The organism is Streptomyces sp. NPDC046900, from assembly GCF_040644975.1.
Lineage (GTDB): Bacteria > Actinomycetota > Actinomycetes > Streptomycetales > Streptomycetaceae > Streptomyces.
Genome location: NZ_JBEYXD010000062.1, coordinates 1 through 21,785 on the forward strand (window position 1 = coordinate 1; position 21,785 = coordinate 21,785).

Consider the following 21,785-nt stretch of genomic DNA (forward strand, 5'->3'; position numbering starts at 1 on the left):
GACGGCGTTCAGGCAGGCCCGTCGGTAGGCCAGCGTCGCGTCCATGTAGTAGTTGGTGTCCGTGTCGTGGCGACGGCACCGCTTGACGTTCCCCGCCACCGGCTGCCGCGGCTTTCCGACGTGATCGCGGCGCTCCGCCGGGTCCGGGAGCCGCCGCCCCGGCGGTGGACCAGCGCCTCGGCGCGGCCCCCCGGCCCGGCCCCTCCTCGGCAGCATCTGGAGCCGCCGCCCGGGTGGCTGTCCTCGTCATGAGCAAAGGGCGCCGTTCCGATGCTCGAATCTGTCCGTCTTCGAACACATCTGTAGCACTGTTCTCACTCATGACGACCCACTTCGGTAACTCGACGCTTATGGGTGTGCCCGGTCTGTCACTCTGTCCGCATTGTCAGACGCGTAATCGTCCGAACCGCTCGGGGAGCCGTCCATGCGGGGCATTCCCACGCAACGGGAGACCGTCTCCCGTGGCCCTGATGCGCCTGCGCAAGAAGGCGCGGGGCTGCACTCGGTGGTGCGTGCGACGCTGCCAGGGGGACCGCTCGCGGCCGGCTCGGCCCGCCGGCTGGTGCACGCCGCCCTGTCCGACTGGGCACGGGCCGCCGAGCCCGACACCTTCACGGAACGGCTGACCGACGACGCGCTGGTGGTCGTCAGCGAGCTCGTCACCAACGCCGTCGTGCACGCGGGCACGGACGTCGACGTGGCCTGCCGTCTCGAGAACACGGACGACGAGCCGACCGGACTCGTCGTCGAGGTCTCCGACCACCACCCCTCCCGCGCGGTACGGGACGACGGCGCCGAACGCACCTACGGCATACCGGAGTACGGGCGCGGGCTGCGGCTCGTGTCCACGCTGTCCACGGCCTGGGGGATCACCTACCGCACCGGAAGCAAGACGGTCTGGGCACTGCTGCCCCTCGACCACGTCCTCGAGGCCGACGACGAGCTCGAGGCCTACGCCGGTGACGGCGCCCTGGAACGCGGGCTGAGCGCGGCCGAGATACTCGGACCCGAACTCCACGCCTTCACCGAGCCGGCCCGCGCCGTGTACGACCGGGACTGGCGGGGCCGCGGCGCGCTCTCCTTCCTCGCCGAGGCCTCCGACCTGCTCGCCGGACAGCTCGACGAGGACCTGGTCGCCGCGCTCGCCGGACAGCTCCTGGTGCCGCGGCTCGCCGACTGGTGCGCGGTCTGGCTGGAGGACGAGGCGACCGGCTGGCACGGGCCCGAGGCAGCGATCGCCGCCGGGCCCCGGCTCGCGCGCGTCTGGCACGGCAGCGAGAACCGCATCGAGGAACTGCGCCTCGCCCTGGAGAAGGATCCGCCCCGGCTGCCCGAGGCGGTGCGCTCCAGGGCGGTGCCCGTGCCCTGGCCGGGCGAGGCGCTCGGCCGGCGGGGTGCGACCGGGGCGGCGCTCGCGTACCGGCTGATCGCGGGCGGCCGGCCGCTGGGCACGCTCGTCATCGGGCGGGCCGGGCTGCTGCGTTTCCCCGACGAGATCACCGGGCTCGTGGAGGACCTGAGCCGCCGGGTGGCGCTGGCCATCGGTGCGGCCCGGCAGTACGCACGCCAGGCCACCATCAGCCGGGTGCTGCAGCGCGGGCTGCTGCCGGGCGCGGTCGCCGAGATCCCCCGGGTGCGCAGCGCGCTCGTGTACGAGCCCTGCGACAAGGGCGGCGGACCGAGCGGCGACTTCTACGACATCTTCCCGGCCGGCGCCGGACGCTGGTGCTTCGCGCTCGGCGACGTCCAGGGCAAGGGTCCCGAGGCGGCCGTCGTGATCGGGCTGGCCCGGCCCTGGCTGCGGCTGCTGGCCCGCGAGGGCTACGCGGTCCCCGACGTGCTGGACCGCCTCAACCAGCTTCTGCTGGACGATGCGACGGAGGCCTCCGACGCGGCGGCGCGGGCTCTGGTGGCCGCGGGCGCGCCCGTGCCGGTCATCGACGACGGCCCGCACGCCCGCTTCCTCTCGCTCCTGTACGGCGAGCTGGTCCCCTTCGAGGGCGGAGTGCGCTGCACGCTGGCCGCCGCCGGGCACCCGCTGCCGCTGCTGCTGGGCCCGAGCGGCGGCGTACGGGCCATGGGGCGGTCGCAGACGCTGCTCGGGGTCGTCGAGGACGTGGCGTACACCTGCGAGACCTTCGAGCTGCATCCCGGCGACAGCCTGCTGTGCGTCACGGACGGGGTGACCGAGCGGCGCAGCGGCCCCCGCCAGTTCGACGACGGGGACGGGCTGGCCGCCGCGCTCGCGGGCTGCGCCGGGCTGAGCGCGGAGCTGATCGCGGAGCGGATCAGGAGGCTGGTGCACGAGTTCGGCGAGCAGCCGCCCGAGGACGACCTGGCGCTGCTGGTGCTGCAGGCGCAATGAGCGCCTCATCGGCACAGCCGGGTTGTCCCGGCGGTACGGGACAATGGAGGACATGCCTTCCGCACTCCCCGACGGCGAGCCCGTCCCCGACGACGGGGCGCTGCCCGCGCACGCCCTGGCCGGAGCCGCCGAGCGCCCCCTCGGGTTCTACCTCCACGTGCCGTACTGCGCCACGCGCTGCGGCTACTGCGACTTCAACACCTACACCGCGACGGAGCTGCGCGGCACGGGCGGAGTGCTGGCGTCCCGCGACAACTACGCCGAGACGCTGATCGACGAGATCCGCCTGTCCCGCAAGGTGCTGGGCGACGACCCGCGCGAGGTCCGCACGGTATTCGTCGGGGGCGGCACCCCGACGCTGCTCGCCGCGGAGGATCTCGTACGGATGCTGGGGTCGATCCGCGACGAGTTCGGGCTCGCGGACGACGCGGAGGTGACGACGGAGGCGAACCCGGAGTCGGTCGACGAGCGCTATCTGGCCACGCTCCGGGAGGGCGGCTTCAACCGGATCTCCTTCGGCATGCAGAGCGCGCGCCCGCACATCCTGAAGATCCTGGACCGCACGCACACCCCGGGCCGGCCCGAGGCCTGCGTGGCCGAGGCGCGAGCGGCGGGCTTCGAGCATGTGAACCTGGACCTGATCTACGGCACGCCGGGGGAGTCGGACGACGACTGGCGGGCATCGCTGGACGCGGCGCTGGGCGCGGGTCCCGACCACATATCGGCGTACGCGCTGATCGTCGAGGAGGGCACCCAGCTCGCGCGCCGCATCCGCCGGGGCGAGATCCCGATGACGGACGACGACGTCCACGCGGACCGCTATCTGATCGCGGACGAGGCGCTGGGGGCCGCGGGCTACGACTGGTACGAGGTCTCGAACTGGGCCACGTCCGAGGCGGGTCGCTGCCTCCACAACGAGCTGTACTGGCGCGGCGCCGACTGGTGGGGCGCCGGCCCCGGCGCGCACAGCCATGTGGGCGGCGTGCGCTGGTGGAACGTGAAGCATCCGGGGGCGTACGCGGCAGCACTGGCGGCGGGGCGGTCGCCGGGCGCCGGACGGGAGGTCCTGTCGGAGGAGGACCGCCGGGTGGAGCGCATCCTGCTGGAGCTGCGGCTGCGGGAGGGAGTGCCGCTGTCCCTGCTGCGGGAGGAGGGGCTGGCGGCGTCGCGCCGTGCCCTGGCGGACGGGCTCCTGGAGGAGGAGCCGTACGGGGAGGGACGAGCGGTGCTGACGCTGCGCGGACGGCTGCTGGCGGACGCGGTGGTACGGGACCTGGTGGACTGATCACCCAGCCGGGGGAACCAACGCGGAGCAGCGGTTCGAGCCCTCACCTGGTTCGTACGCTGCCGCCGCTCACGGTTTCGCCGTGACGAAGTCGATCAGCTCCTCCACGCGGCCCAGCAGCTCCGGCTCCAGGTCCTTGTAGGACCGCACCCGCGACAGGATCCGCTGCCACGCCTCGCCCGTGTTCTCCGGCCAGCCCAGGGCCCGGCACACGCCCTTCTTCCAGTCCTGTCCGTGCGGGATGCGCGGCCACTCCGGGATGCCCAGGGCGGCGGGCTTCACCGCCTGCCAGATGTCGATGTAGGGGTGGCCCACCACCAGTGCGTGCTCGCTCGTCACCGACTCGGCGATGCGCCACTCCTTGGTGCCGGGGACCAGATGGTCCACCAGCACGCCGAGGCGGGCGTCGGGGCCGGGCGCGAAGGACGACACGATGGACGGCAGGTCGTCGACGCCCTCCAGGTACTCGACCACCACGCCCTCGATGCGCAGGTCGTCGCCCCACACCTTCTCGACCAGTTCCGCGTCGTGGCGGCCCTCCACGTAGATACGGCCGGCGCGGGCCACTCGCGCGCGGGCCCCGGGGACGGCCACCGAGCCCGAGGCCGTATGCGTGGGACGCGCCGGAATCTTCGACGGGCGCACCAGCGTCACCACCCGGCCCTCCAGCAGGAAGCCCCCGGGTTCCAGCGGGAACACCCGGTGCTTGCCGAAGCGGTCCTCCAGGGTCACCGTGCCCGCCTCGCAGCGGATCACCGCACCGCAGAAGCCGGTACGCGGCTCCTCGACCACCAGACCGGGATCCGCCGGGACCTCTGGGACGGGCTTGGGCTTCTTCCACGGCGGAGTCAGGTCCGGCGAGTACTGGCGCATTCGGATGACGATAGGAGAAGCCGTACGCCAGGTTCTACGACACGCCGAAACGTGCCGCCAACTCGTCGCGCTGCGCCCGTACGAACCCCGCGTCCACCACCGCGCCGTGTCCGGGCACGTACACCGCGTCCTCCCCGCCCAGCTCCAGCAGCCGGTCCAGAGCCGCAGGCCAGTGGGAGGGCGCCGCGTCCGGGCCCGCCTGGGGTTCGCCCGACTCCTCCACGAGGTCGCCGCAGAAGACGACGTCCCGCTCCCCGGGGACGAGGACGACGAGGTCGTGGGCCGTGTGGGCGGGTCCCACGTTCGCCAGCAGCACCCGCAGCCCGCCGAGGTCCAGGGTCCACTCGCCCGAGACCTGATGGCGCGGAGGCACCAGGAGGTCCGCCGCCTCGGCCGCCACGTCCGCGTCCAGGCCGTTGCGCACCGCGTCCGCGACCAGTTCGCTGCGCTCGTGGACGAGCACCGTGTCGATGCCCGCCGCGCCGAACACCTCGGCGTCCGCGAAGGCCGCCGCACCGAAGACATGGTCGAAGTGGGGGTGGGTGAGCGCGAGATGGGTCACACGCCGGTCCCCGCCGAGGGTCGAGAGCAGCCGCAGCGCCTCGGTACGCAACCGCGCGCCCTCGCCCGGGCCGGAGCCCGCGTCGACCATCAGCGCCCCGTGCTCGCCGACCACCAGTCCCGCCGTGCAGTCCCAGCCCGGAAGCCGCGTGCGCCCCGCTCCCGGACCGAGCGCCTCCCACCCGGACCCTTCCCACAGCACCGTCATGCGCCGACGCTATCGGCAGGCGCCCGATCCGGGAGGACAGCCCAGGACAGGTCGGTACACGTCGGTACGACGGCGCCGCCCGGCCTTGCCGGGTGCGTACCCGACCGCCGTACACTTGCTCCGGGATGCTGGCACTCGTACACGCAGAGTGCCAGGGGAGCGTCAAGGGGACGAATCGCTGGAGGTGTGCGCGATGCTCAGTGAACGCAGGCTCGAAGTGCTGCGCGCCATCGTCCAGGACTACGTCGGTACCGAGGAGCCGGTGGGTTCCAAGGCGCTCACCGAGCGGCACCAGCTCGGTGTCTCCCCGGCCACCGTCCGCAACGACATGGCCGCGCTGGAGGAGGAGGGGTACATCGCCCAGCCGTACACCAGCGCCGGACGCATCCCCACGGACAAGGGCTACCGCCTCTTCGTGGACAAGCTCGCGGCCGTCAAGCCGATGAGCCCGCCCGAGCGGCGCGCGATCCAGAACTTCCTGGAGGGCGCGGTCGACCTCGACGACGTGGTGACGCGCACCGTGCGGCTGCTCGCACAGCTCACCCGGCAGGTCGCCGTCGTGCAGTACCCGTCCCTGACGCGCTCGACGGTGCGCCATGTGGAGCTGCTGTCGATGGCACCCGCGCGGCTGATGCTCGTGCTGATCACGGACACCGGCCGGGTCGAGCAGCGCATGATCGACTGCCCGGCGCCGTTCGGAGAGACGTCTCTCGCCGATCTGCGCGCGCGTCTCAACAGCAGGGTCGTGGGCCGCCGCTTCGCGGACGTTCCGCAGCTGGTCCAGGACCTGCCGGAGGCCTTCGACGAACCGGAGGACCGCGGCACGGTCTCGACGGTGCTCTCCACCCTTCTGGAGACGCTCGTGGAGGAGACCGAGGAGCGGCTGATCATCGGCGGCACCGCCAATCTCACCCGCTTCGCGCATGACTTCCCTCTCACCATCCGTCCCGTCCTCGAGGCACTCGAGGAACAGGTCGTGCTGCTCAAGTTGCTGGGAGAGGCGAAGGATTCGGCCATGCGCGTGCGTATCGGCCACGAGAACGCCCACGAGGGACTCAACTCCACGTCCATCGTCTCGGTGGGCTACGGTTCGGGCGGCGAAGCAGTAGCGAAACTCGGCGTGGTCGGACCGACCCGCATGGATTACCCGGGAACGATGGGAGCGGTACGAGCGGTGGCACGGTACGTCGGACAGATCCTGGCGGAGTCGTAAGTGGCCACGGACTACTACGCCGTACTCGGCGTGCGCCGCGACGCGTCGCAGGATGAGATCAAGAAGGCATTCCGTCGGCTCGCCCGCGAGCTGCACCCGGACGTCAATCCCGATCCCAAGACGCAGGAGCGGTTCAAGGAGATCAACGCCGCCTACGAGGTCCTCTCGGACCCGCAGAAGAAGCAGGTCTACGACCTCGGCGGCGACCCCCTGTCCCAGTCGGGCGCGGCCGGTGCGGGCGGCTTCGGTGCGGGCGGCTTCGGAAACTTCTCCGACATCATGGACGCGTTCTTCGGCACGGCGTCGCAGCGCGGACCGCGCTCGCGCACCCGCCGGGGGCAGGACGCCATGATCCGGCTCGACATCGAGCTCGACGAGGCCGCCTTCGGCACGACGAAGGACATCCAGGTCGACACGGCCGTCGTCTGCAACACCTGCAACGGTGAGGGCGCGGCGCCCGGCACATCCGCGCAGACCTGTGACATGTGCCGCGGCCGCGGTGAGGTCTCCCAGGTCACGCGGTCCTTCCTGGGCCAGGTCATGACCTCCCGGCCGTGCCCCCAGTGCCAGGGCTTCGGCACCATCGTCCCGAACCCGTGCCCGGAGTGCGCGGGCGACGGACGGGTGCGCTCGCGCCGGACGCTCACGGTCAAGATCCCCGCGGGTGTCGACAACGGCACGCGGATCCAGCTCGCGGGCGAGGGCGAGGTCGGCCCCGGTGGCGGTCCCGCCGGCGACCTGTACGTCGAGATCCACGAACTGCCGCATTCGGTCTTCCAGCGTCGCGGTGACGACCTGCACTGCACGGTCACCATCCCGATGACGGCGGCCGCCCTCGGCACCAAGGTCCCGCTGGAGACGCTGGACGGCCTGGAAGAGGTCGACATCCGTCCCGGCACCCAGTCCGGGCAGTCGATCCCGCTGCACAGCCGCGGTGTCACGCATCTGCGCGGCGGCGGCCGGGGCGACCTGGTCGTGCACGTCGAGGTGCAGACCCCGTCGAAGCTGGACCCCGAACAGGAGCGGCTCCTCAGGGAGTTGGCGCAGCTGCGCGGCGAGGAGCGCCCTCAGGGCCATTTCCAGCCGGGACAGCAGGGACTGTTCTCGCGGCTGAAGGACGCGTTCAACGGGCGCTGACCCGTGGAGTGGCCACCCGGCGTCGGTGACACACCCGGCGCCGGGGTGGCCGTACCGGAGGCTGCCGCCCCCAGGCTGTCGCGCCGAAGCTCGCGCTTCGGTCTGAACGGCCTCGTCCTCGATCCCCCACTCTCGACCCCGCTCGAGCGGGGGGACTCCATGACGGGCCGGTTGCGCCTGGACTGGGCTGAATCGTGCCGCTCGCGGACCGGATCGAGCCGCCCGCGGACGCCCGGCCACCACCTCTGACCCGCTGCCTCTTCCCCTGGCATATGCCAGAGGACGGCCGGATTCGGACTTGTTCCAAGGACGTGGCAACATGCCGTCATGTCCTCCGCGCTGACCGATCTTCTCCGCCATCCGATCGTGCAGGCCCCCATGGCGGGCGGCGTCTCCGTCCCCGCTCTCGCCGCGGCCGTGTCCGACGCCGGCGGCCTGGGGTTCCTCGCCGCCGGCTACAAGACCGCCGACGGGATGTACCAGGAGATCAAGCAGCTCAGGGGGCTGACGGGCAGCGCCTTCGGGGTGAACCTGTTCATGCCGCAGCCCGACCACTGCGACCGCGCCGCCGTCGAGGTCTACGCCGAGCAGCTAGCCGGCGAGGCCGCCTGGTACGAGACCGAACTGGGCGATCCCGACAGCAGCCGCGACGACGGCTACGACGCCAAGCTGGCCGTCCTCCTCGACAACCCGGTTCCCGCGGTCTCCTTCCACTTCGGGGTGCCCGAGCCTGCGGCCCTGGACTCCCTTCGGCGTGTGGGCACGTTCACGCTGGTCACCGCGACGACCGCGGACGAGGCCCTCGCGGTGCAGGAGGCGGGCGCCGACGCGGTGATCGTGCAGGGTGTCGAGGCCGGCGGCCACCAGGGCACCCACCGGGACATCCAGGAGAACGACGGGTCCGGCATCGGACTGCTCTCGCTCGTCGGGCAGGTGCGCGAGGCCGTACGGATCCCGATCGTGGCGGCCGGCGGCATCATGCGCGGCAGCCAGATCGCCGCGGTGCTCGCGGCGGGCGCGAGCGCGGCGCAGCTCGGCACCGCGTTCCTGGCCACGCCCGAATCCGGCGCGCACCCCCTGCACAAGCAGGCGCTGACCGACCCCCTCTTCGTCCGCACGGAGCTGACGCGGGCGTTCTCCGGACGCCCGGCACGCGGTCTGCTCAACCGGTTCATGCGCGAGCACGGGCCTTACGCGCCCGCCGCGTACCCCGAGATCAACCACCTCACCTCGACGCTGCGCAAGGCGGCCGCCAAGGCGGGTGACGCGCAGGGCATGGGGCTGTGGGCCGGGCAGGGGCACCGTCTGGCCCGCGAACTGCCCGCCGCGCAGCTGGTGGAGGTGCTCGCGGCGGAACTAGCGGCCGCGACAGCGTTGTCGAGGGGAGGTGCCGGGCGATGACGGCTCCCGTCTTCGTCGTGGACCAACTCGACGGAATCGGGCCGGAGTTCGTACTCGACGGGCCGGAGGGGCGGCATGCCGTCTCGGTGAAGCGGCTGCGGCCCGGTGAGGACGTGGTCCTCACCGACGGGCGCGGACGGTGGACCGAAGGGGTGGTGAAGGCGGCCGAGGGCAAGGACCGGCTGGTGGTCATGGACCTGGAGTCCCTGCACGAGGAGCCCCCGGCGCCCGTTCGTATCACCGTCGTTCAGGCCCTGCCCAAGGGCGACCGGGGCGAGTTGGCCGTGGAGACCATGACCGAGGTCGGGGTGGACGCGATCGTCCCGTGGGCGGCGTCCCGGTGCATCACGCAGTGGAAGGGCGACCGCGGGCTCAAGGCGCTCGGCAAATGGCGGGCGACCGCCCGGGAGGCGGGCAAGCAGTCCCGCCGCGTGCGCTTCCCCGAGGTCGCGGACGCGGCGACCACCAAGCAGGTCGCGGCACTCCTCGCCGAAGCCGATTTCGCCGCGGTCCTGCACGAGAGCGGCGACGAGCCCCTGGCGACCGTGGAGCTCCCCACCCGTGGTGAGATCGTGCTGGTCGTCGGACCCGAGGGAGGCGTCGCCCCGGAGGAGCTGGCGCAGTTCGGGGAGTCGGGGGCGCGGGCGTTCCGGCTGGGGCATACCGTCCTGCGGACATCGACCGCGGGGACCGTGGCGGCGGCGCTGCTGCTCGGCCGAACGGGCCGCTGGTCCTGACATCCGGGGAACACCGTGGAACTCGCCCAAGTACGGCTGCTGGTCACCGACTTCTCCCGCTGCTACCGGTTCTACGCCGAGGTCCTCGGCCTCGAACCCCAGTCGGGGGCGGTGAACGGGCCCTACGAGAAGTTCAGCCCCGCCACCGGCTCGGTGGGCATCGCGCTGCAGGACCGGGCGATGATGGCCGGGATCCTCGGCGAACTGGGTGAGGAGCCGGTGGGCCACCGCTCACTGGTGGTGCTGCGCGTGGACGGCCTGGACGCGTACTGCGAGCAGGCGACGTCCCGCGGCGCCGAACTGGTGCACGGTCCGGCCCCGATGACCGACCGCATGCGTGTCGCCCATCTCGGGGATCCCGAGGGGAACCTGATCGAGCTTCAGGAGTGGCTGCTGCTCCGCCCCTGACGGCGCGTCGGCAGAGGGCACGCAGCGATTCCGCCCCATCGGAACCGCTGCTCGCACCGGGGAACACGGGCCCCCGGGTGGCCGTATGCGCCCTACCGTCGACCGCGCGAGGGTGGCAATCTGCCGTCCATGGTGGCATTGAGACGTATTGGGCGGCGGCCGGCGAGGCGGCGGGCCGTGGTGGTCACCGGCGTCGTGGCGGCCGTCATGGGCGGAGTCGTGGCCTGCCAGCCCGGCGATCTCGGTTCCGTCTCGGTGGCGTACACGACCGACCGGACCGCCACCCAGGAGTTGGAGCGGCAGCATGTGAAGGTGCGCTGGCTCAGCTGTACGGGCACCTACGGCAACGGCGGCAGGAGCGCCGTGTCCGGGAGGACGCCCGCGCCCTCCGAGACCACCGTCGTCACCGTCGACTGTCAGGGGCGCACGGACGACGACAGGGACATCACCGTCAAGGGCCGCGTCACCCGTGCCGTCGACGGCGCGTGCGTGCGCGGGGACTTGAGGGCCACGGTGGGCGGCAGGCAGGTGTTCCACGTCCGGGGCCTCGGCGACTGCCACGCGGCCACACCGACGCCGCCCGTCTCCTTCCAGCCGACCGCGCCCGGGCAGCCCGGCCCCACTGTCACCGTGACGAGGACGATCTGGTGCCAGGGCGATCCCACCTGCTGGCCGGTGCGGGGCAAGTGACGGATGCACGGGACCGGATCATGTGAGGTAAACCCCTGTTCGAGAGCGGGATCGCTGCTTAGGGTGACCTGGTGACTCAGTCCGCATCGCGCGCGTATCTACGGTTCCCGCATCTGCACGGCGAGTTGGTCGCCTTCACCGCCGAGGACGACGTCTGGGTCGCTCCCCTCGACGGCGGCCGCGCCTGGCGGGTCAGCGCCGACAACGTCCCGGTCAACCATCCCCGGATATCCCCGGACGGTACGACCGTCGCGTGGACCTCGACCCGCGACGGCGCGCCCGAGGTCCATATCGCCCCGATCGACGGCGGCCCCGCCAAGCGCCTGACGCACTGGGGCAGTTCGAAGACCCAGGTGCGCGGCTGGACCCGTGAGGGCGAGGTGCTCGCCCTGAGCACGGTCGGCCAGGCCTCGCTGCGCCGCACCTGGGCGCGCACCGTACCGCTCGACGGCGGACCGGCCACCACACTGCCGTACGGCCCCGTCGGCGAGGTCGCCCACGGTCCGGCCACGGTACTGCTGTCGGCGCCCATGGGCCGTGAGGCCGCCCACTGGAAGCGGTACCGGGGCGGCACCGCGGGCAAGCTGTGGATCGACCGGGAGGGCGAGGGCGAGTTCGTACGGCTGCACGAGGACCTCGACGGGAACATCGAGTACCCGGCGTGGGTGGGCGAGCGCATAGCCTTCCTCTGCGACCACGAGGGCACCGGGGCGGTGTACTCGTCGCTCGCCGACGGGTCGGACCTGCGGCGGCACACCCCGCTCGACGGTTTCTTCGCCCGGCACGCCGCCACCGACGGCACCCGTGTCGTGTACGTGGCCGCCGGTGAACTCTGGCTCCTCGACGACCTGGAGGGGGCCGAGCCCCGGCGGCTGGACATCCGGCTCGGCGGCCAGCGCGTCGACGTCCAGCCCTACCCCGTGAGCGCCGCCCGCTGGTTCGGAGCCGCCTCGCCCGACCACACCGGGCGCGGCAGCGCGGTCTCCGTACGCGGTGCCGTCCACTGGGTCACCCACCGCTCGGGCCCCGCCCGCGCGCTCGCCGCCGAACCCGGCGTACGGGCCCGGCTGCCGCGCGCCTTCCGCGCCGACGGCGAGGAGTGGGTGGTGTGGGTGACGGACGCGGAGGGCGAGGACGCGCTGGAGTTCGCGCCCGCCACCGGCCTGCTGCCCGGTGCCGTCCCGCGCCGGCTCGCGGCCGGGCGGCTGGGACGGGTGCTGGGGCTCGCGGTGGCGCCCGACGGCAGCCGGGTCGCGGTCGCGGCACACGACGGACGGGTGCTGCTCGTCGAGCGGGACAGCGGTGAGGTGCGCGAGGTCGACCGCAGTGAGGACGGGGAGGTCACCGGGCTCGTCTTCTCGCCGGACTCGGCGTGGCTCGCCTGGTCGCACCCCGGTCCGCGCCCGCTGCGCCACCTCAAGCTCGCCAACACCGCCGACCTTTCGGTGACGGAGGCGACCCCGCTGCGCTTCCGGGACTATTCACCGGCGTTCACCCTGGACGGCAAGCACCTGGCGTTCCTCTCGGCACGCTCCTTCGACCCGGTCTACGACGAACACGTCTTCGACCTGGCGTTCGTGGGCGGCTCGCGGCCGCACCTGATCACCCTCGCCGCGACCACCCCGTCCCCCTTCGGGCCGCAGCGCCACGGCCGTCCCCTCGCGGCGCCCGAGAAGGACGAGACGCCTGACAGCGAGGGCGCACCCACGACCCGGATCGACCTGGACGGGCTGGCCGACCGGATCGTGCCCTTCCCGGTCGAGGCCGCGCGCTACTCCGGGCTGCGGGCCGCCAAGGACGGGGTGCTGTGGCTGCGGCACCCGGTGCGCGGGGTGCTCGGTGCCTCGCGCGCCACGCCCGACGATCCGGACCCCAAGACGGAACTGGAGCGCTACGACCTCGTCCAGCAGCGCATCGAGCACCTCGCCGCGGACGCCGACCAGTTCGCGGTCAGCGGTGACGGCAAGCGGGTGCTGCTGTGGACCGACGGCAAGCTCAAGGTCGTGCCGAGCGACCGGCGGGCCCCCAACGACGACGACAGCGACGCGAACGTCACCGTCGACCTGTCGCGGGTACGGCAGACGGTCGACCCCGCGGCCGAGTGGCGGCAGATGTACGACGAGACCGGCCGCCTGATGCGGGACAACTTCTGGCGGGCCGACCTGAACGGGGTCGACTGGCAGGGCGTACTGGACCGGTACCGGCCGGTGATCGCCCGGGTCGCCACGCACGACGACCTCGTGGACCTCCTCTGGGAGGTCCAGGGAGAGCTCGGCACCTCGCACGCGTACGTCACCCCGAACGGCCACGGGCCCGGCGGGGACCGGCGGCAGGGGCTCCTCGGGGCCGACATCTCCCGCCACGAGGACGGCGGCTGGCGGATCGACCGCGTGCTGCCCTCGGAGACCTCCGACCCGGCCGCCCACGCGCCACTGGCGGCGCCCGGCGTCGCCGTACGGGCCGGGGACGCGATCATCGCGGTCGGCGGTCAGCCGGTGGACCCGGTGACCGGGCCCGGGCCGCTGCTGGTCGGCACGGCGGGCACACCGGTGGAGCTGACGGTCTCACCGGCGGGCGGCGGCGATCCGCGGCACGTCGTCGTCGTGCCGATCGCGGACGAGGAACCGCTCAGGTACCACGCGTGGGTGGCGGACCGGCGGGCGTACGTGCACGAGCAGTCCGGTGGGCGGCTCGGCTATCTGCATGTGCCGGACATGCAGGCGCCCGGCTGGGCCCAGATCCACCGCGACCTGCGGATCGAGGTCGCCCGGGAGGGGCTGGTGGTGGACGTCCGCGAGAACCGGGGCGGGCACACCTCGCAGTTGGTCGTGGAGAAGCTCGCGCGGCGGATCGTCGGATGGGACCTCCCGCGTGGGCTGCGGGCGTACAGCTACCCCGAGGACGCCCCGCGCGGGCCCGTCGTCGCCGTCGCCAACGAGTTCTCCGGCTCGGACGGGGACATCGTGAACGCGGCGATCAAGGCGCTCGGGATCGGAACGGTCGTCGGGACCCGCACCTGGGGCGGCGTCATCGGCATCGACAGCAAGTACCGGCTCGTGGACGGCACGCTGGTGACCCAGCCGAAGTACGCGTTCTGGCTGGAGGGTTACGGGTGGGGCGTGGAGAACCACGGGGTCGATCCGGACGTCGAGGTGGTCCAGGCTCCGCAGGACTACGCGGCCGGACGGGACGCCCAGCTGGACGAGGCGGTGCGGAGGGCGCTGGCCGCACTGGAGGAACACCCGTCGAAGACCCCGCCGGAGCTGCCGCCGCTGTGATCCGTCGCCGGCCGCGGCACCGGCGTAGGGACGCGCCCGGTCCGCCGCACGGCGTCGGCCTTCCGTGCCCGCCCCTCTCCGGGCGGGCACGGAAGGCCGATACGATGCCGTCGTCATGATCAGTCTGCGCGAGGAGGCACCCATGGCGGGAGAGCCGCAGGACGACTGCCTGTTCTGCAAGATCATCGCGGGGCACATCCCGGCGACGATCGTCCGGGAGACCGACACCACCGTCGCCTTCCAGGACATCAACCCCCAGGCGCCGACCCACATACTGATCATTCCCCGGGTCCACTACCCGGACATCGCCTCCCTCGCCGCCGCCGAACCGGCCATCGCCGCCGACCTGCTGCACGAGGCCGGCGAGGTCGCCGCGCAGGAGAAGCTCGAGAGCTACCGCGTCGTCTTCAACACCGGCAGCGGCGCAGGACAGACCGTCTGGCACGCGCACGGCCACGTTCTCGGCGGCCGTGGCATGCAGTGGCCCCCCGGGTAAGGCGCCGTGTCCGCACGTGAACTGGTGGTCCTGGGCACCGCCAGCCAGGTCCCGACCCGGCAGCGCAACCACAACGGCTACCTGCTGCGGTGGGACGGGGAGGGCATCCTCTTCGATCCCGGTGAGGGCACCCAGCGGCAGATGCTCCGGGCCGGGGTCGCCGCTCACGACCTGCGCCGGATCTGCATCACCCACTTCCACGGAGACCATTCGCTGGGGCTGGCCGGGGTCATCCAGCGGATCAACCTGGACAGGGTGCCGCACAGGATCACCGCGCACTATCCGCGGTCCGGGCAGCTCTTCTTCGAGCGGCTGCGGTACGCGACGGCCTACCGGGAGACCGCGCAGCTGGCCGAGGAACCGGTCGCCGAGGACGGGGTGCTCGCGACGACCCCCGCGTACACGCTCGAAACCCGCCGGCTGTCCCACCCCGTGGAGTCGTTCGGGTACCGGCTCGTCGAGCCCGACGGGCGGCGGATACTGCCCGAGCGGCTCGCGGAGTACGGGATCAAGGGCCCTGACGTGGGCCGAATCCAGCGCGAGGGCTCCCTGGGCGGGGTCCCGCTGGAAGCCGTGAGTGAGCCACGGCGCGGTCAGCGGTTCGCGTTCGTCATGGACACCAGGCTGTGCGACGGGGTGCACGCCCTCGCCGAGGGCTGCGACATGCTCGTCATCGAGTCCACCTTTCTCGACGAGGACGAGGAACTCGCGGCCGAGCACGGTCATCTGACGACCGGTCAGGCGGCTCGGGTGGCCCAGGAGGCCGGCGTGCGGCATCTGGTCCTCACCCACTTCAGCCAGCGCTATTCGGAGCCCGAGGAGTTCGAGCGGCAGGCCCGGGCCGCCGGCTTCGAAGGGGAGCTGACCGTGGCGCACGACCTGCTCAGGGTGCCTGTCCCGAAACGCGCCTGACCGGGCCTTACGATGCTTTGATGCCCCTCCCCAAAGCTGAACTGCACCTCCACATCGAAGGCACCCTCGAACCCGGACTGGCCTTCGCGCTGGCCGCGCGCAACGGCGTGGCACTGCCCTACGCCGACGCGGACGCGCTGCGCGAGGCCTATGCCTTCGAGGACCTCCAGTCCTTTCTGAACCTGTACTACGAGCTCATGGCCGTGCTGCGGACCGAGCAGGACTTCGAGGACCTCGCGAACGCCTATCTGGAGCGGGCCGCCGCGCAGGGTGTGCGGCATGCCGAGATCTTCTTCGACCCGCAGGCCCACATCGTCCGGGGCGTCGACATGGGCACGGTCGTCGAGGGGCTGTGGCGGGCGCTCGGCCGCAGCGAGGAGAACCACGGCGTCTCCACTCAGCTGATCATGTGTTTCCTGCGGGACGAGTCGGCCGATTCGGCCCTCGAGACCCTCGAGGCCGCCAAGCCGTACCTCGACCGGATCGCCGGCGTCGGCCTCGACTCCGCCGAGGTCGGCCACCCCCCGGTCACGTTCCGCGAGGTCTACGAGGCCGCAGCCGCCCTCGGGCTGCGCCGGGTCGCGCACGCCGGTGAGGAGGGGCCGCCGGAGTACATCACCGAGGCCCTCGACGTCCTCGGGGTGGAGCGCATCGACCACGGACTGCGCTGCATGGAGGACCCCGCGCTCGTGGAGCGGCTGGTGCGCGAGCGCGTGCCGCTGACGCTGTGCCCGCTGTCCAACGTCCGGCTGCGGGCCGTGGACACCCTGGCGGACCACCCGCTGCCCGCGATGCTCGACGCCGGGCTGCTGTGCACCGTCAACTCCGACGATCCCGCGTACTTCGGCGGCTACATCGGGGACAACTTCCACGCCGTACGCGACACCCTCGGCCTGACCGAGGAGCGGATGCGCGAGCTGGCCCGCAACTCCTTCGCCGCCTCCTTCCTGGAGCACGACGAGGAGCGGCGGGCGCGCTATCTGGCCGAGGTGGACGCGTACGAGTTCGGCGGGCGCTAGACGGTTCCGGGCCCCGGTGCGGCGGTCGCCTGCCGGGGTCCCGCCGTGTCGTACTCCTCTCGCGCCGTCACCGCCGTCGCGTCGAGCGGGAACTCCACGACCGTCTGCTCCGGTGCGCCGGCCGCTGGTACCGCACCCGAGGGGGTGCCCGTGGTGACGGCCACCACGACCGCCGAGGTGCGCCGGCGTGCCGCACCGGGCAGCAGGGGACGGCCGCCGGTGTGCAGGGCGACCGCGGTCAGCGGGAGTGTGATGACCAGCAGGCCGACGGCGAGGATCGTGCCCATCGCCGGGAAGCCCGCCTGCGCGGACAGCAGGCTGCCGGCCAGAGGGCCCGCCGCGGTGCCCAGCGAGGACGCCGAGCCGACCAGGACCGCCCAGCGGCCGCGGCTGTCGAGGGAGGCGGCCAGACCGATCAGATACGACAGCACGATCGGGTAGAGCGTGTTCCAGGCGATCTCGCCGGCCGCGAAGGTGCCGAGGCCGTTGGCGGAGGCGCTGAGCGCGATGCAGCCGGCGATGAGCGCGGTACCCGCGCCGATGGGCACCGCGCGGCCGAGGCGCGGGCCGAGCACGCTCGCACCGATCACGCCGAGCAGCCCGGCGCCGAGCGCGACCGCGAAGACCGCGCCGACGGTGACCTCCGAGAGGTGCGCCTGGGTGAGCCCGATGCGCCCGCTGACGCCCCACAGGGAGTTCTGGGCGAGGGACCAGCACAGGATCCCGGCCGCGAGGACGAGCCCGGAGCGGGCACGGGGCAGGCGGCCCGTCGCGCCCGTCCCGCGGGGAGGCGTCGCCGACCGGGCCGGACCGGCGAGGCGGCCGGTCGCGGGCCACACCAGCAGCGCGGTGAGCGCGAGCGCGGCCAGCGGGAGACCGTGGCCCGGCCCGAGGTGGGGGACCGTCAGATAGACCACTCCGGCGAGCGCGGAGACGCCGAGCAGGCCCAGGGTGGAGGCACGGTGCGGGTCGCGGTGGGCGGCGATTCCGGTCGCGGCGACCGTGGTGGCCGTACCCGAGCCGAATCCGCCCGCGACCGCTCCCGCGACGACCACCGGGATGCTGTGGCTGAGTGCGGCCGTGCCGTACCCGGCGGCGGCGAGCAGCAGCCCCGCACGCGCGAGCCGGCGGGTACCGATGCGGTGGACGTGGGCGGCGAGCAGAAAGCCGGCGCAGGCCGAACTCAACAGCAGGGCGCTGCCGATGGAACCGGCCTGGGTCGGGGACAGCGGCAGGCCGGAATCGAGCCTGCCGACCGTGGTCGGCAGCAGATAGGCGGCGAGGTACCCGGCCGTGAAAAGGGCGACGAGGGGCCAGGGCGGGGCAGGGCGGGAGGACACGGGCGTTCCAGGGCGTGCGGGATGGGCGGCTGGAAAAAGCGGGGGTGGGCGCCGTCCGTCGACCGACAGGAACGTGCGGGAAATTTGTATCAAGCACGCGGTTCGAGAAGAAGCTCAGAGTGTGTGATCTGGATCACTTTTCAGTTTGAGGCTGGTGGCGGCGGGTAGACGCTCGATTTTTCGAATGATCGTCGCCGGATGTTCCCGTGTCAGCGCCAGTGCGGCGCCCCGGCGCGGGGAGCCGCGACCCCCTCGATCCGGTCCCGCACCTCGCGCATCACGGCGACGATGCGCTCCTCATGACCGGGCGTCAGCCGGGCCACCGGCACCGAGCAGCTGATGGCGTCCTGGGCCGGGGTGTCGTAGCGGAGCGCGAAGCCGAAGCCGACGATGCCGAGGACGCTCTCCTCGCGGTCGACCGAGTGACCGCGTTCGCGGATCGCGGCGAGGTCCGACAGCAGCTCCGCGCGCGTCGTGTGCGTCTGCGGGGTGAGCGCCTCGTACGGGCCGGCGGGCACCGCTTCGTCCGGCCGTTCCGCCAGCAGCGCCTTGCCGAGCGCGCCCGCGTGCGCGGGCAGCCGCCGGCCCACCCGGCTGATCGTGCGCAGGTATTCGTGCGACTCGCGTGTCGCCAGATAGGCCACGTCCGTGCCGTCGAGCCGTCCCATGTGGATCGTCTCGCCGAGCGACTCCGACGCCTCGTCGAGATACGGGCGCACCGACCGGACCCGCGGGTCGGAGTCCAGATAGCTCGTGCCCGTCAGCAGGGCGTGGATGCCGATGCCGTAGAGGGAGCCCGTGACGTCCGTGCGCACCCACCCCCGTGCGATGAGGGTCTGCAGCAGGGCGTACATCGAACTGCGCGGCACCGACAGCTGGTCGGCCAGCTCCTGCAGGCGCGCCGGACGGTCGCCGCGTGCGGCGAGCACCTCGAGCAGTTCCACCGTGCGCGCGGCCGACTTCACCTCGCGGACGCCCCCTGTCTCTGACATGCGCCGATGGTAATCCGGGCCGGCGGCGCCACCCGGTCCCCGGGCAGTCGTCGACGGGCCTGCATCCGCCTCTCTTGGTGCACACTGGCTGGATCCGCACCATGTCAGGGAGCCACCGTGACCTCGACCACCGGAGAGGGACCGCACCGCCATCCCCACATCGGGGAGGACCCGCACCACCATCCCGACTTCGATCCCCTGACCGCTCTGCGCGCGCCCGGGGACCCGCCCTGGGACGTCTACCTCACGGGAACGGTGTTCCTCGACATCATCTTCACCGGTCTGGACTCCGCCCCGGTGCGCGGAACCGAGTCCTGGGCGCGCGGGATGGGTTCGAGCCCCGGCGGCGTCGCCAACATGGCCGCCGCGCTGGCCCGTCTCGGCCTGCGGACCTGCCTGGCGGCCGCCTTCGGCGACGACCACTACGGCGAGTACTGCTGGGACGAGCTGGAGCAGGGCGAGGGCATCGATCTCTCCACCTCGCGCCGGGTCTCCGGCTGGCACTCGCCGGTCACCGTCTCCATGGCGTACGAGGGCGAGCGCACCATGGTCTCCCATGGCCACGAACCACCGCCGGAGGAGCCCGCCCCCGCCTGCCCGCCCCGCGCCCGCGCCGCCGTCGCCTCGCTGACGCCGGGCCGACCCGCCCCCTGGATCGCCGAGGCCGCCAAGAAGGGCACCCGTGTCTTCGCCGACGTCGGCTGGGACGGCACCGGCGCCTGGGACCTGGCCGGACTCGCCGATCTCGAGCACTGCGAGGCGTTCCTGCCGAACGCGGAGGAGGCCATGCGGTACACGGGCACGGACTGCCCGCGCGCCGCCGCCCGTGCGCTGACCGACCATGTGCCGCTGGCCGTCGTCACCCTCGGCGCCGAGGGCGCGTACGCCGTGGACGGGCGCACCGGGGAATCCGCCGGCGTGCCCGCCATCGCCGTGGAGGCACTCGACCCCACGGGCGCGGGCGACGTCTTCGTGGCCGGGTTCGTCACCGGCACCCTGGCCGAGTGGCCGCTGGCCGACCGCCTCGCCTTCGCGGGTCTGACCGCCGCTCTGTCCGTGCAGGAGTTCGGCGGCTCGCTCTCGGCGCCCGGCTGGTCCGAGATCGCGGCGTGGTGGCGCCGGGTGCAGTCGTACGAGGACCAGGACCCCGCGGCGCTCAGCCGCTACGCGTTCCTGGAAGGGCTCGTCCCGGAGGCGAGCGTCGAGCCGTGGCCGCGCCGCAGGGCCGTGCCGACCATCGGGTTCCGCCGCCCGGCGTGAGCGGTCGCGGAGTCCGGGGCGAGGCCCGTCAGAAGCCCAGCCGCCGCAGCTGCTTGGGGTCCCGCTGCCAGTCCTTGGCCACCTTCACATGGAGGTCGAGGAAGACCGGGGTCCCGAGGAGTGCCTCGATGTGCTTGCGGGACTTCATGCCGACTTCCTTCAGGCGCTTGCCCTTCGGCCCGATGATGATCCCCTTCTGGCTGGGCCGCTCGATGTAGAGGTTCGCGTGGATGTCGAGGAGCGGCCGGTCCGCCGGGCGGTCCTCGCGCGGCAGCATCTCCTCCACCACCACGGCGATCGAGTGCGGCAGTTCGTCACGCACGCCCTCGAGCGCCGCCTCGCGGATCAGCTCGGCCACCATGACCTGCTCCGGCTCGTCCGTCAGATCGCCCTCGGGGTAGAGCGCGGGGCCCTCGGGCAGCAGCGGGATCAGCAGGTCCGCCAGCAGGTCCACCTGCTTGGCCCCGACCGCCGACACGGGCACGATCTCCGCCCACTCTATGCCGAGCTCCTGGCCCAGCCGGTCGATCGCGATCAGCTGCTCGGCCAGGGTCTTGGAGTCCACGAGGTCGGTCTTCGTGACGATCGCGACCTTGGGGGTCTTCTTGATCCCCGCCAGTTCCTTGGCGATGAAGCGGTCACCGGGGCCGATCTTCTGGTCGGCGGGCAGGCAGAAACCGATCACGTCGACCTCGGCCCAGGTCGTGCGGACCACGTCGTTGAGCCGCTCGCCCAGCAGCGTGCGCGGCTTGTGCAGACCGGGGGTGTCGACCAGGATCAGCTGCGCGTCCGGGCGGTGCACGATGCCCCGCACCGTGTGCCGCGTCGTCTGCGGCCGGTTCGAGGTGATCGCCACCTTCTGCCCGACGAGAGCGTTCGTGAGGGTGGACTTGCCGGCATTGGGACGGCCCACGAAACAGGCGAATCCCGCCCGGTGGACGGCCTCGGTCGGCTCGGAGGACTGGGTGCGAACGCTCATGGCGCCCATTCTCCCTGATCCACGGAGCCCCGCCGCACGGCCGAGCGCCCCCGGGCCCGGTGAGGGCACGGGAAACCCGGGGCACCACGGAACGTCACCGGGACAACCCCGTACGGAACCGGAAAACGCGGCCATGCCCTGGGCTCTCCCGCGACCGGAGAGGAGGAGCCCACCCGCCGGGACCTTACGGCGCAGGCCGGGACCGCCTACGATCGCGGCGTCCCGGGCCACGGAGCCCGGGTCTCCCGCTTCGCCCCGCCCCCGCGCAGAAGGTCACGTGCCCGGCATGAAGCTCATCACCGCGATCGTCAAGCCGTTCCGCCTCGACACGGTCAAGACGGCCCTCCAGGAACTCGGTGTGCACGGACTGACCGTGACCGAGGCGAGCGGCTACGGACGCCAGCGGGGCCACACCGAGGTGTACCGGGGGGCCGAGTACCGGGTCGACGTCGTGCCCAAGGTCCGGATCGAGGTCGTGGTGGAGGACGCGGAGGCCGACGCCGTCATCGACGCGATCGTGCGGGCCGCCCGGACCGGGAAGATCGGGGACGGGAAGGTGTGGGCGCTGCCGGTGGAGACGGTCGTACGGGTACGGACCGGCGAGCGCGGCCCCGACGCCCTCTGACCGTCA

Annotated in this window: 19 protein-coding genes; 14 read left to right on the forward strand and 5 right to left on the reverse strand. The window is 72.6% G+C overall.

From position 1 onward, the window contains the following. Positions 1-424 precede the first annotated feature (424 nt). Positions 425-2,365 carry a SpoIIE family protein phosphatase gene (locus ABZ904_RS36890; protein ID WP_359391061.1) on the forward strand — a complete coding sequence of 647 codons (1,941 nt, stop codon included), beginning with the start codon at positions 425-427 and terminating at the stop codon, positions 2,363-2,365. A 52-nt stretch (positions 2,366-2,417) separates the two neighbouring features. Further along, complete coding sequence (gene hemW / locus ABZ904_RS36895; RefSeq protein ID WP_359391063.1) at positions 2,418-3,650, forward strand: radical SAM family heme chaperone HemW; 1,233 nt, start codon at positions 2,418-2,420, stop codon at positions 3,648-3,650. Between the two features lie 69 nt (positions 3,651-3,719). Here the strand turns inward: hemW and ABZ904_RS36900 are convergent, their stop codons facing one another. Continuing rightward, a complete protein-coding gene (locus tag ABZ904_RS36900) occupies positions 3,720-4,523 on the reverse strand; it encodes a DUF3097 domain-containing protein (protein WP_359391065.1) in 804 nt (267 codons plus the stop codon). 34 nt (positions 4,524-4,557) lie between these two features. After that, the gene (locus ABZ904_RS36905; protein ID WP_359391067.1) at positions 4,558-5,292 is read right to left on the reverse strand and encodes an MBL fold metallo-hydrolase; all 735 of its coding nucleotides are present in this window, start codon (positions 5,290-5,292) and stop codon (positions 4,558-4,560) included. A gap of 193 nt (positions 5,293-5,485) precedes the next feature. On the opposite strand from ABZ904_RS36905, the gene hrcA reads away from it, so the two are divergent. The 10 genes from hrcA (at position 5,486) to ABZ904_RS36955 (ending at position 16,583) form a co-directional block, all read left to right on the forward strand. Continuing rightward, positions 5,486-6,505, forward strand: coding sequence for a heat-inducible transcriptional repressor HrcA (gene hrcA / locus ABZ904_RS36910; protein ID WP_359391069.1), 1,020 nt, complete (start codon positions 5,486-5,488; stop codon positions 6,503-6,505). Then, complete coding sequence (gene dnaJ / locus ABZ904_RS36915) at positions 6,506-7,642, forward strand: molecular chaperone DnaJ (protein WP_360997639.1); 1,137 nt, start codon at positions 6,506-6,508, stop codon at positions 7,640-7,642. A gap of 327 nt (positions 7,643-7,969) precedes the next feature. Next, entirely contained in the window at positions 7,970-9,043 is a 1,074-nt protein-coding gene (locus ABZ904_RS36920; RefSeq protein WP_359391073.1) for a nitronate monooxygenase, read from the forward strand. Then, entirely contained in the window at positions 9,040-9,780 is a 741-nt protein-coding gene (locus ABZ904_RS36925) for a 16S rRNA (uracil(1498)-N(3))-methyltransferase (protein ID WP_359391075.1), read from the forward strand. The genes ABZ904_RS36920 and ABZ904_RS36925 overlap by 4 nt, the downstream gene beginning before the upstream one ends. A 15-nt stretch (positions 9,781-9,795) precedes the next feature. Beyond that, entirely contained in the window at positions 9,796-10,188 is a 393-nt protein-coding gene (locus ABZ904_RS36930) for a VOC family protein (RefSeq protein WP_361828490.1), read from the forward strand. Between the two features lie 207 nt (positions 10,189-10,395). Beyond that, positions 10,396-10,878, forward strand: coding sequence for a hypothetical protein (locus tag ABZ904_RS36935; RefSeq protein ID WP_360997736.1), 483 nt, complete (start codon positions 10,396-10,398; stop codon positions 10,876-10,878). Between the two features lie 71 nt (positions 10,879-10,949). After that, complete coding sequence (locus ABZ904_RS36940; protein ID WP_361828493.1) at positions 10,950-14,156, forward strand: S41 family peptidase; 3,207 nt, start codon at positions 10,950-10,952, stop codon at positions 14,154-14,156. Between the two features lie 142 nt (positions 14,157-14,298). Beyond that, positions 14,299-14,652, forward strand: coding sequence for a histidine triad nucleotide-binding protein (locus tag ABZ904_RS36945; RefSeq protein ID WP_359391174.1), 354 nt, complete (start codon positions 14,299-14,301; stop codon positions 14,650-14,652). Between the two features lie 6 nt (positions 14,653-14,658). Next, complete coding sequence (locus ABZ904_RS36950) at positions 14,659-15,564, forward strand: ribonuclease Z (protein ID WP_359391082.1); 906 nt, start codon at positions 14,659-14,661, stop codon at positions 15,562-15,564. A gap of 20 nt (positions 15,565-15,584) precedes the next feature. Continuing rightward, a complete protein-coding gene (locus ABZ904_RS36955) occupies positions 15,585-16,583 on the forward strand; it encodes an adenosine deaminase (RefSeq protein WP_361000173.1) in 999 nt (332 codons plus the stop codon). On the opposite strand, the gene ABZ904_RS36960 is transcribed toward ABZ904_RS36955, so the two are convergent. After that, positions 16,580-17,923, reverse strand: a complete 1,344-nt coding sequence (locus tag ABZ904_RS36960; RefSeq protein ID WP_361828497.1) for an MFS transporter — start codon at positions 17,921-17,923, stop codon at positions 16,580-16,582. The two genes, ABZ904_RS36955 and ABZ904_RS36960, sit on opposite strands and share 4 nt — an antisense overlap. 209 nt (positions 17,924-18,132) lie before the next feature. After that, positions 18,133-18,915 carry an IclR family transcriptional regulator gene (locus tag ABZ904_RS36965; protein WP_361000178.1) on the reverse strand — a complete coding sequence of 261 codons (783 nt, stop codon included), beginning with the start codon at positions 18,913-18,915 and terminating at the stop codon, positions 18,133-18,135. A gap of 159 nt (positions 18,916-19,074) precedes the next feature. Here ABZ904_RS36965 and ABZ904_RS36970 point away from each other — a divergent pair, with 159 nt between their 5' ends. Next, positions 19,075-20,175, forward strand: coding sequence for a PfkB family carbohydrate kinase (locus ABZ904_RS36970; protein ID WP_361000244.1), 1,101 nt, complete (start codon positions 19,075-19,077; stop codon positions 20,173-20,175). Between the two features lie 28 nt (positions 20,176-20,203). Here ABZ904_RS36970 and era read toward each other — a convergent pair whose 3' ends face one another. Next, positions 20,204-21,163, reverse strand: a complete 960-nt coding sequence (gene era, locus ABZ904_RS36975) for a GTPase Era (RefSeq protein ID WP_359391091.1) — start codon at positions 21,161-21,163, stop codon at positions 20,204-20,206. Positions 21,164-21,440: 277 nt separating this feature from the next. On the opposite strand from era, the gene ABZ904_RS36980 reads away from it, so the two are divergent. Next, positions 21,441-21,779, forward strand: a complete 339-nt coding sequence (locus tag ABZ904_RS36980) for a P-II family nitrogen regulator (protein ID WP_359391093.1) — start codon at positions 21,441-21,443, stop codon at positions 21,777-21,779. Positions 21,780-21,785 lie beyond the last annotated feature (6 nt).

What these genes read in the sequence shown, in the direction of transcription:
- ABZ904_RS36890 (WP_359391061.1), top strand. Translation starts at nt 425, where the DNA reads ATGCGGGGCATTCCCACGCAACGGGAGACCGTCTCCCGTGGCCCTGAT.
- hemW (WP_359391063.1), top strand. Translation starts at nt 2,418, where the DNA reads ATGCCTTCCGCACTCCCCGACGGCGAGCCCGTCCCCGACGACGGGGCG.
- ABZ904_RS36900 (WP_359391065.1), bottom strand. Translation starts at nt 4,523, where the DNA reads ATGCGCCAGTACTCGCCGGACCTGACTCCGCCGTGGAAGAAGCCCAAG.
- ABZ904_RS36905 (WP_359391067.1), bottom strand. Translation starts at nt 5,292, where the DNA reads ATGACGGTGCTGTGGGAAGGGTCCGGGTGGGAGGCGCTCGGTCCGGGA.
- hrcA (WP_359391069.1), top strand. Translation starts at nt 5,486, where the DNA reads ATGCTCAGTGAACGCAGGCTCGAAGTGCTGCGCGCCATCGTCCAGGAC.
- ABZ904_RS36920 (WP_359391073.1), top strand. Translation starts at nt 7,970, where the DNA reads ATGTCCTCCGCGCTGACCGATCTTCTCCGCCATCCGATCGTGCAGGCC.
- ABZ904_RS36925 (WP_359391075.1), top strand. Translation starts at nt 9,040, where the DNA reads ATGACGGCTCCCGTCTTCGTCGTGGACCAACTCGACGGAATCGGGCCG.
- ABZ904_RS36935 (WP_360997736.1), top strand. Translation starts at nt 10,396, where the DNA reads ATGGGCGGAGTCGTGGCCTGCCAGCCCGGCGATCTCGGTTCCGTCTCG.
- ABZ904_RS36945 (WP_359391174.1), top strand. Translation starts at nt 14,299, where the DNA reads ATGGCGGGAGAGCCGCAGGACGACTGCCTGTTCTGCAAGATCATCGCG.
- ABZ904_RS36955 (WP_361000173.1), top strand. Translation starts at nt 15,585, where the DNA reads ATGCCCCTCCCCAAAGCTGAACTGCACCTCCACATCGAAGGCACCCTC.
- ABZ904_RS36965 (WP_361000178.1), bottom strand. Translation starts at nt 18,915, where the DNA reads ATGTCAGAGACAGGGGGCGTCCGCGAGGTGAAGTCGGCCGCGCGCACG.
- era (WP_359391091.1), bottom strand. Translation starts at nt 21,163, where the DNA reads ATGGGCGCCATGAGCGTTCGCACCCAGTCCTCCGAGCCGACCGAGGCC.
- ABZ904_RS36980 (WP_359391093.1), top strand. Translation starts at nt 21,441, where the DNA reads ATGAAGCTCATCACCGCGATCGTCAAGCCGTTCCGCCTCGACACGGTC.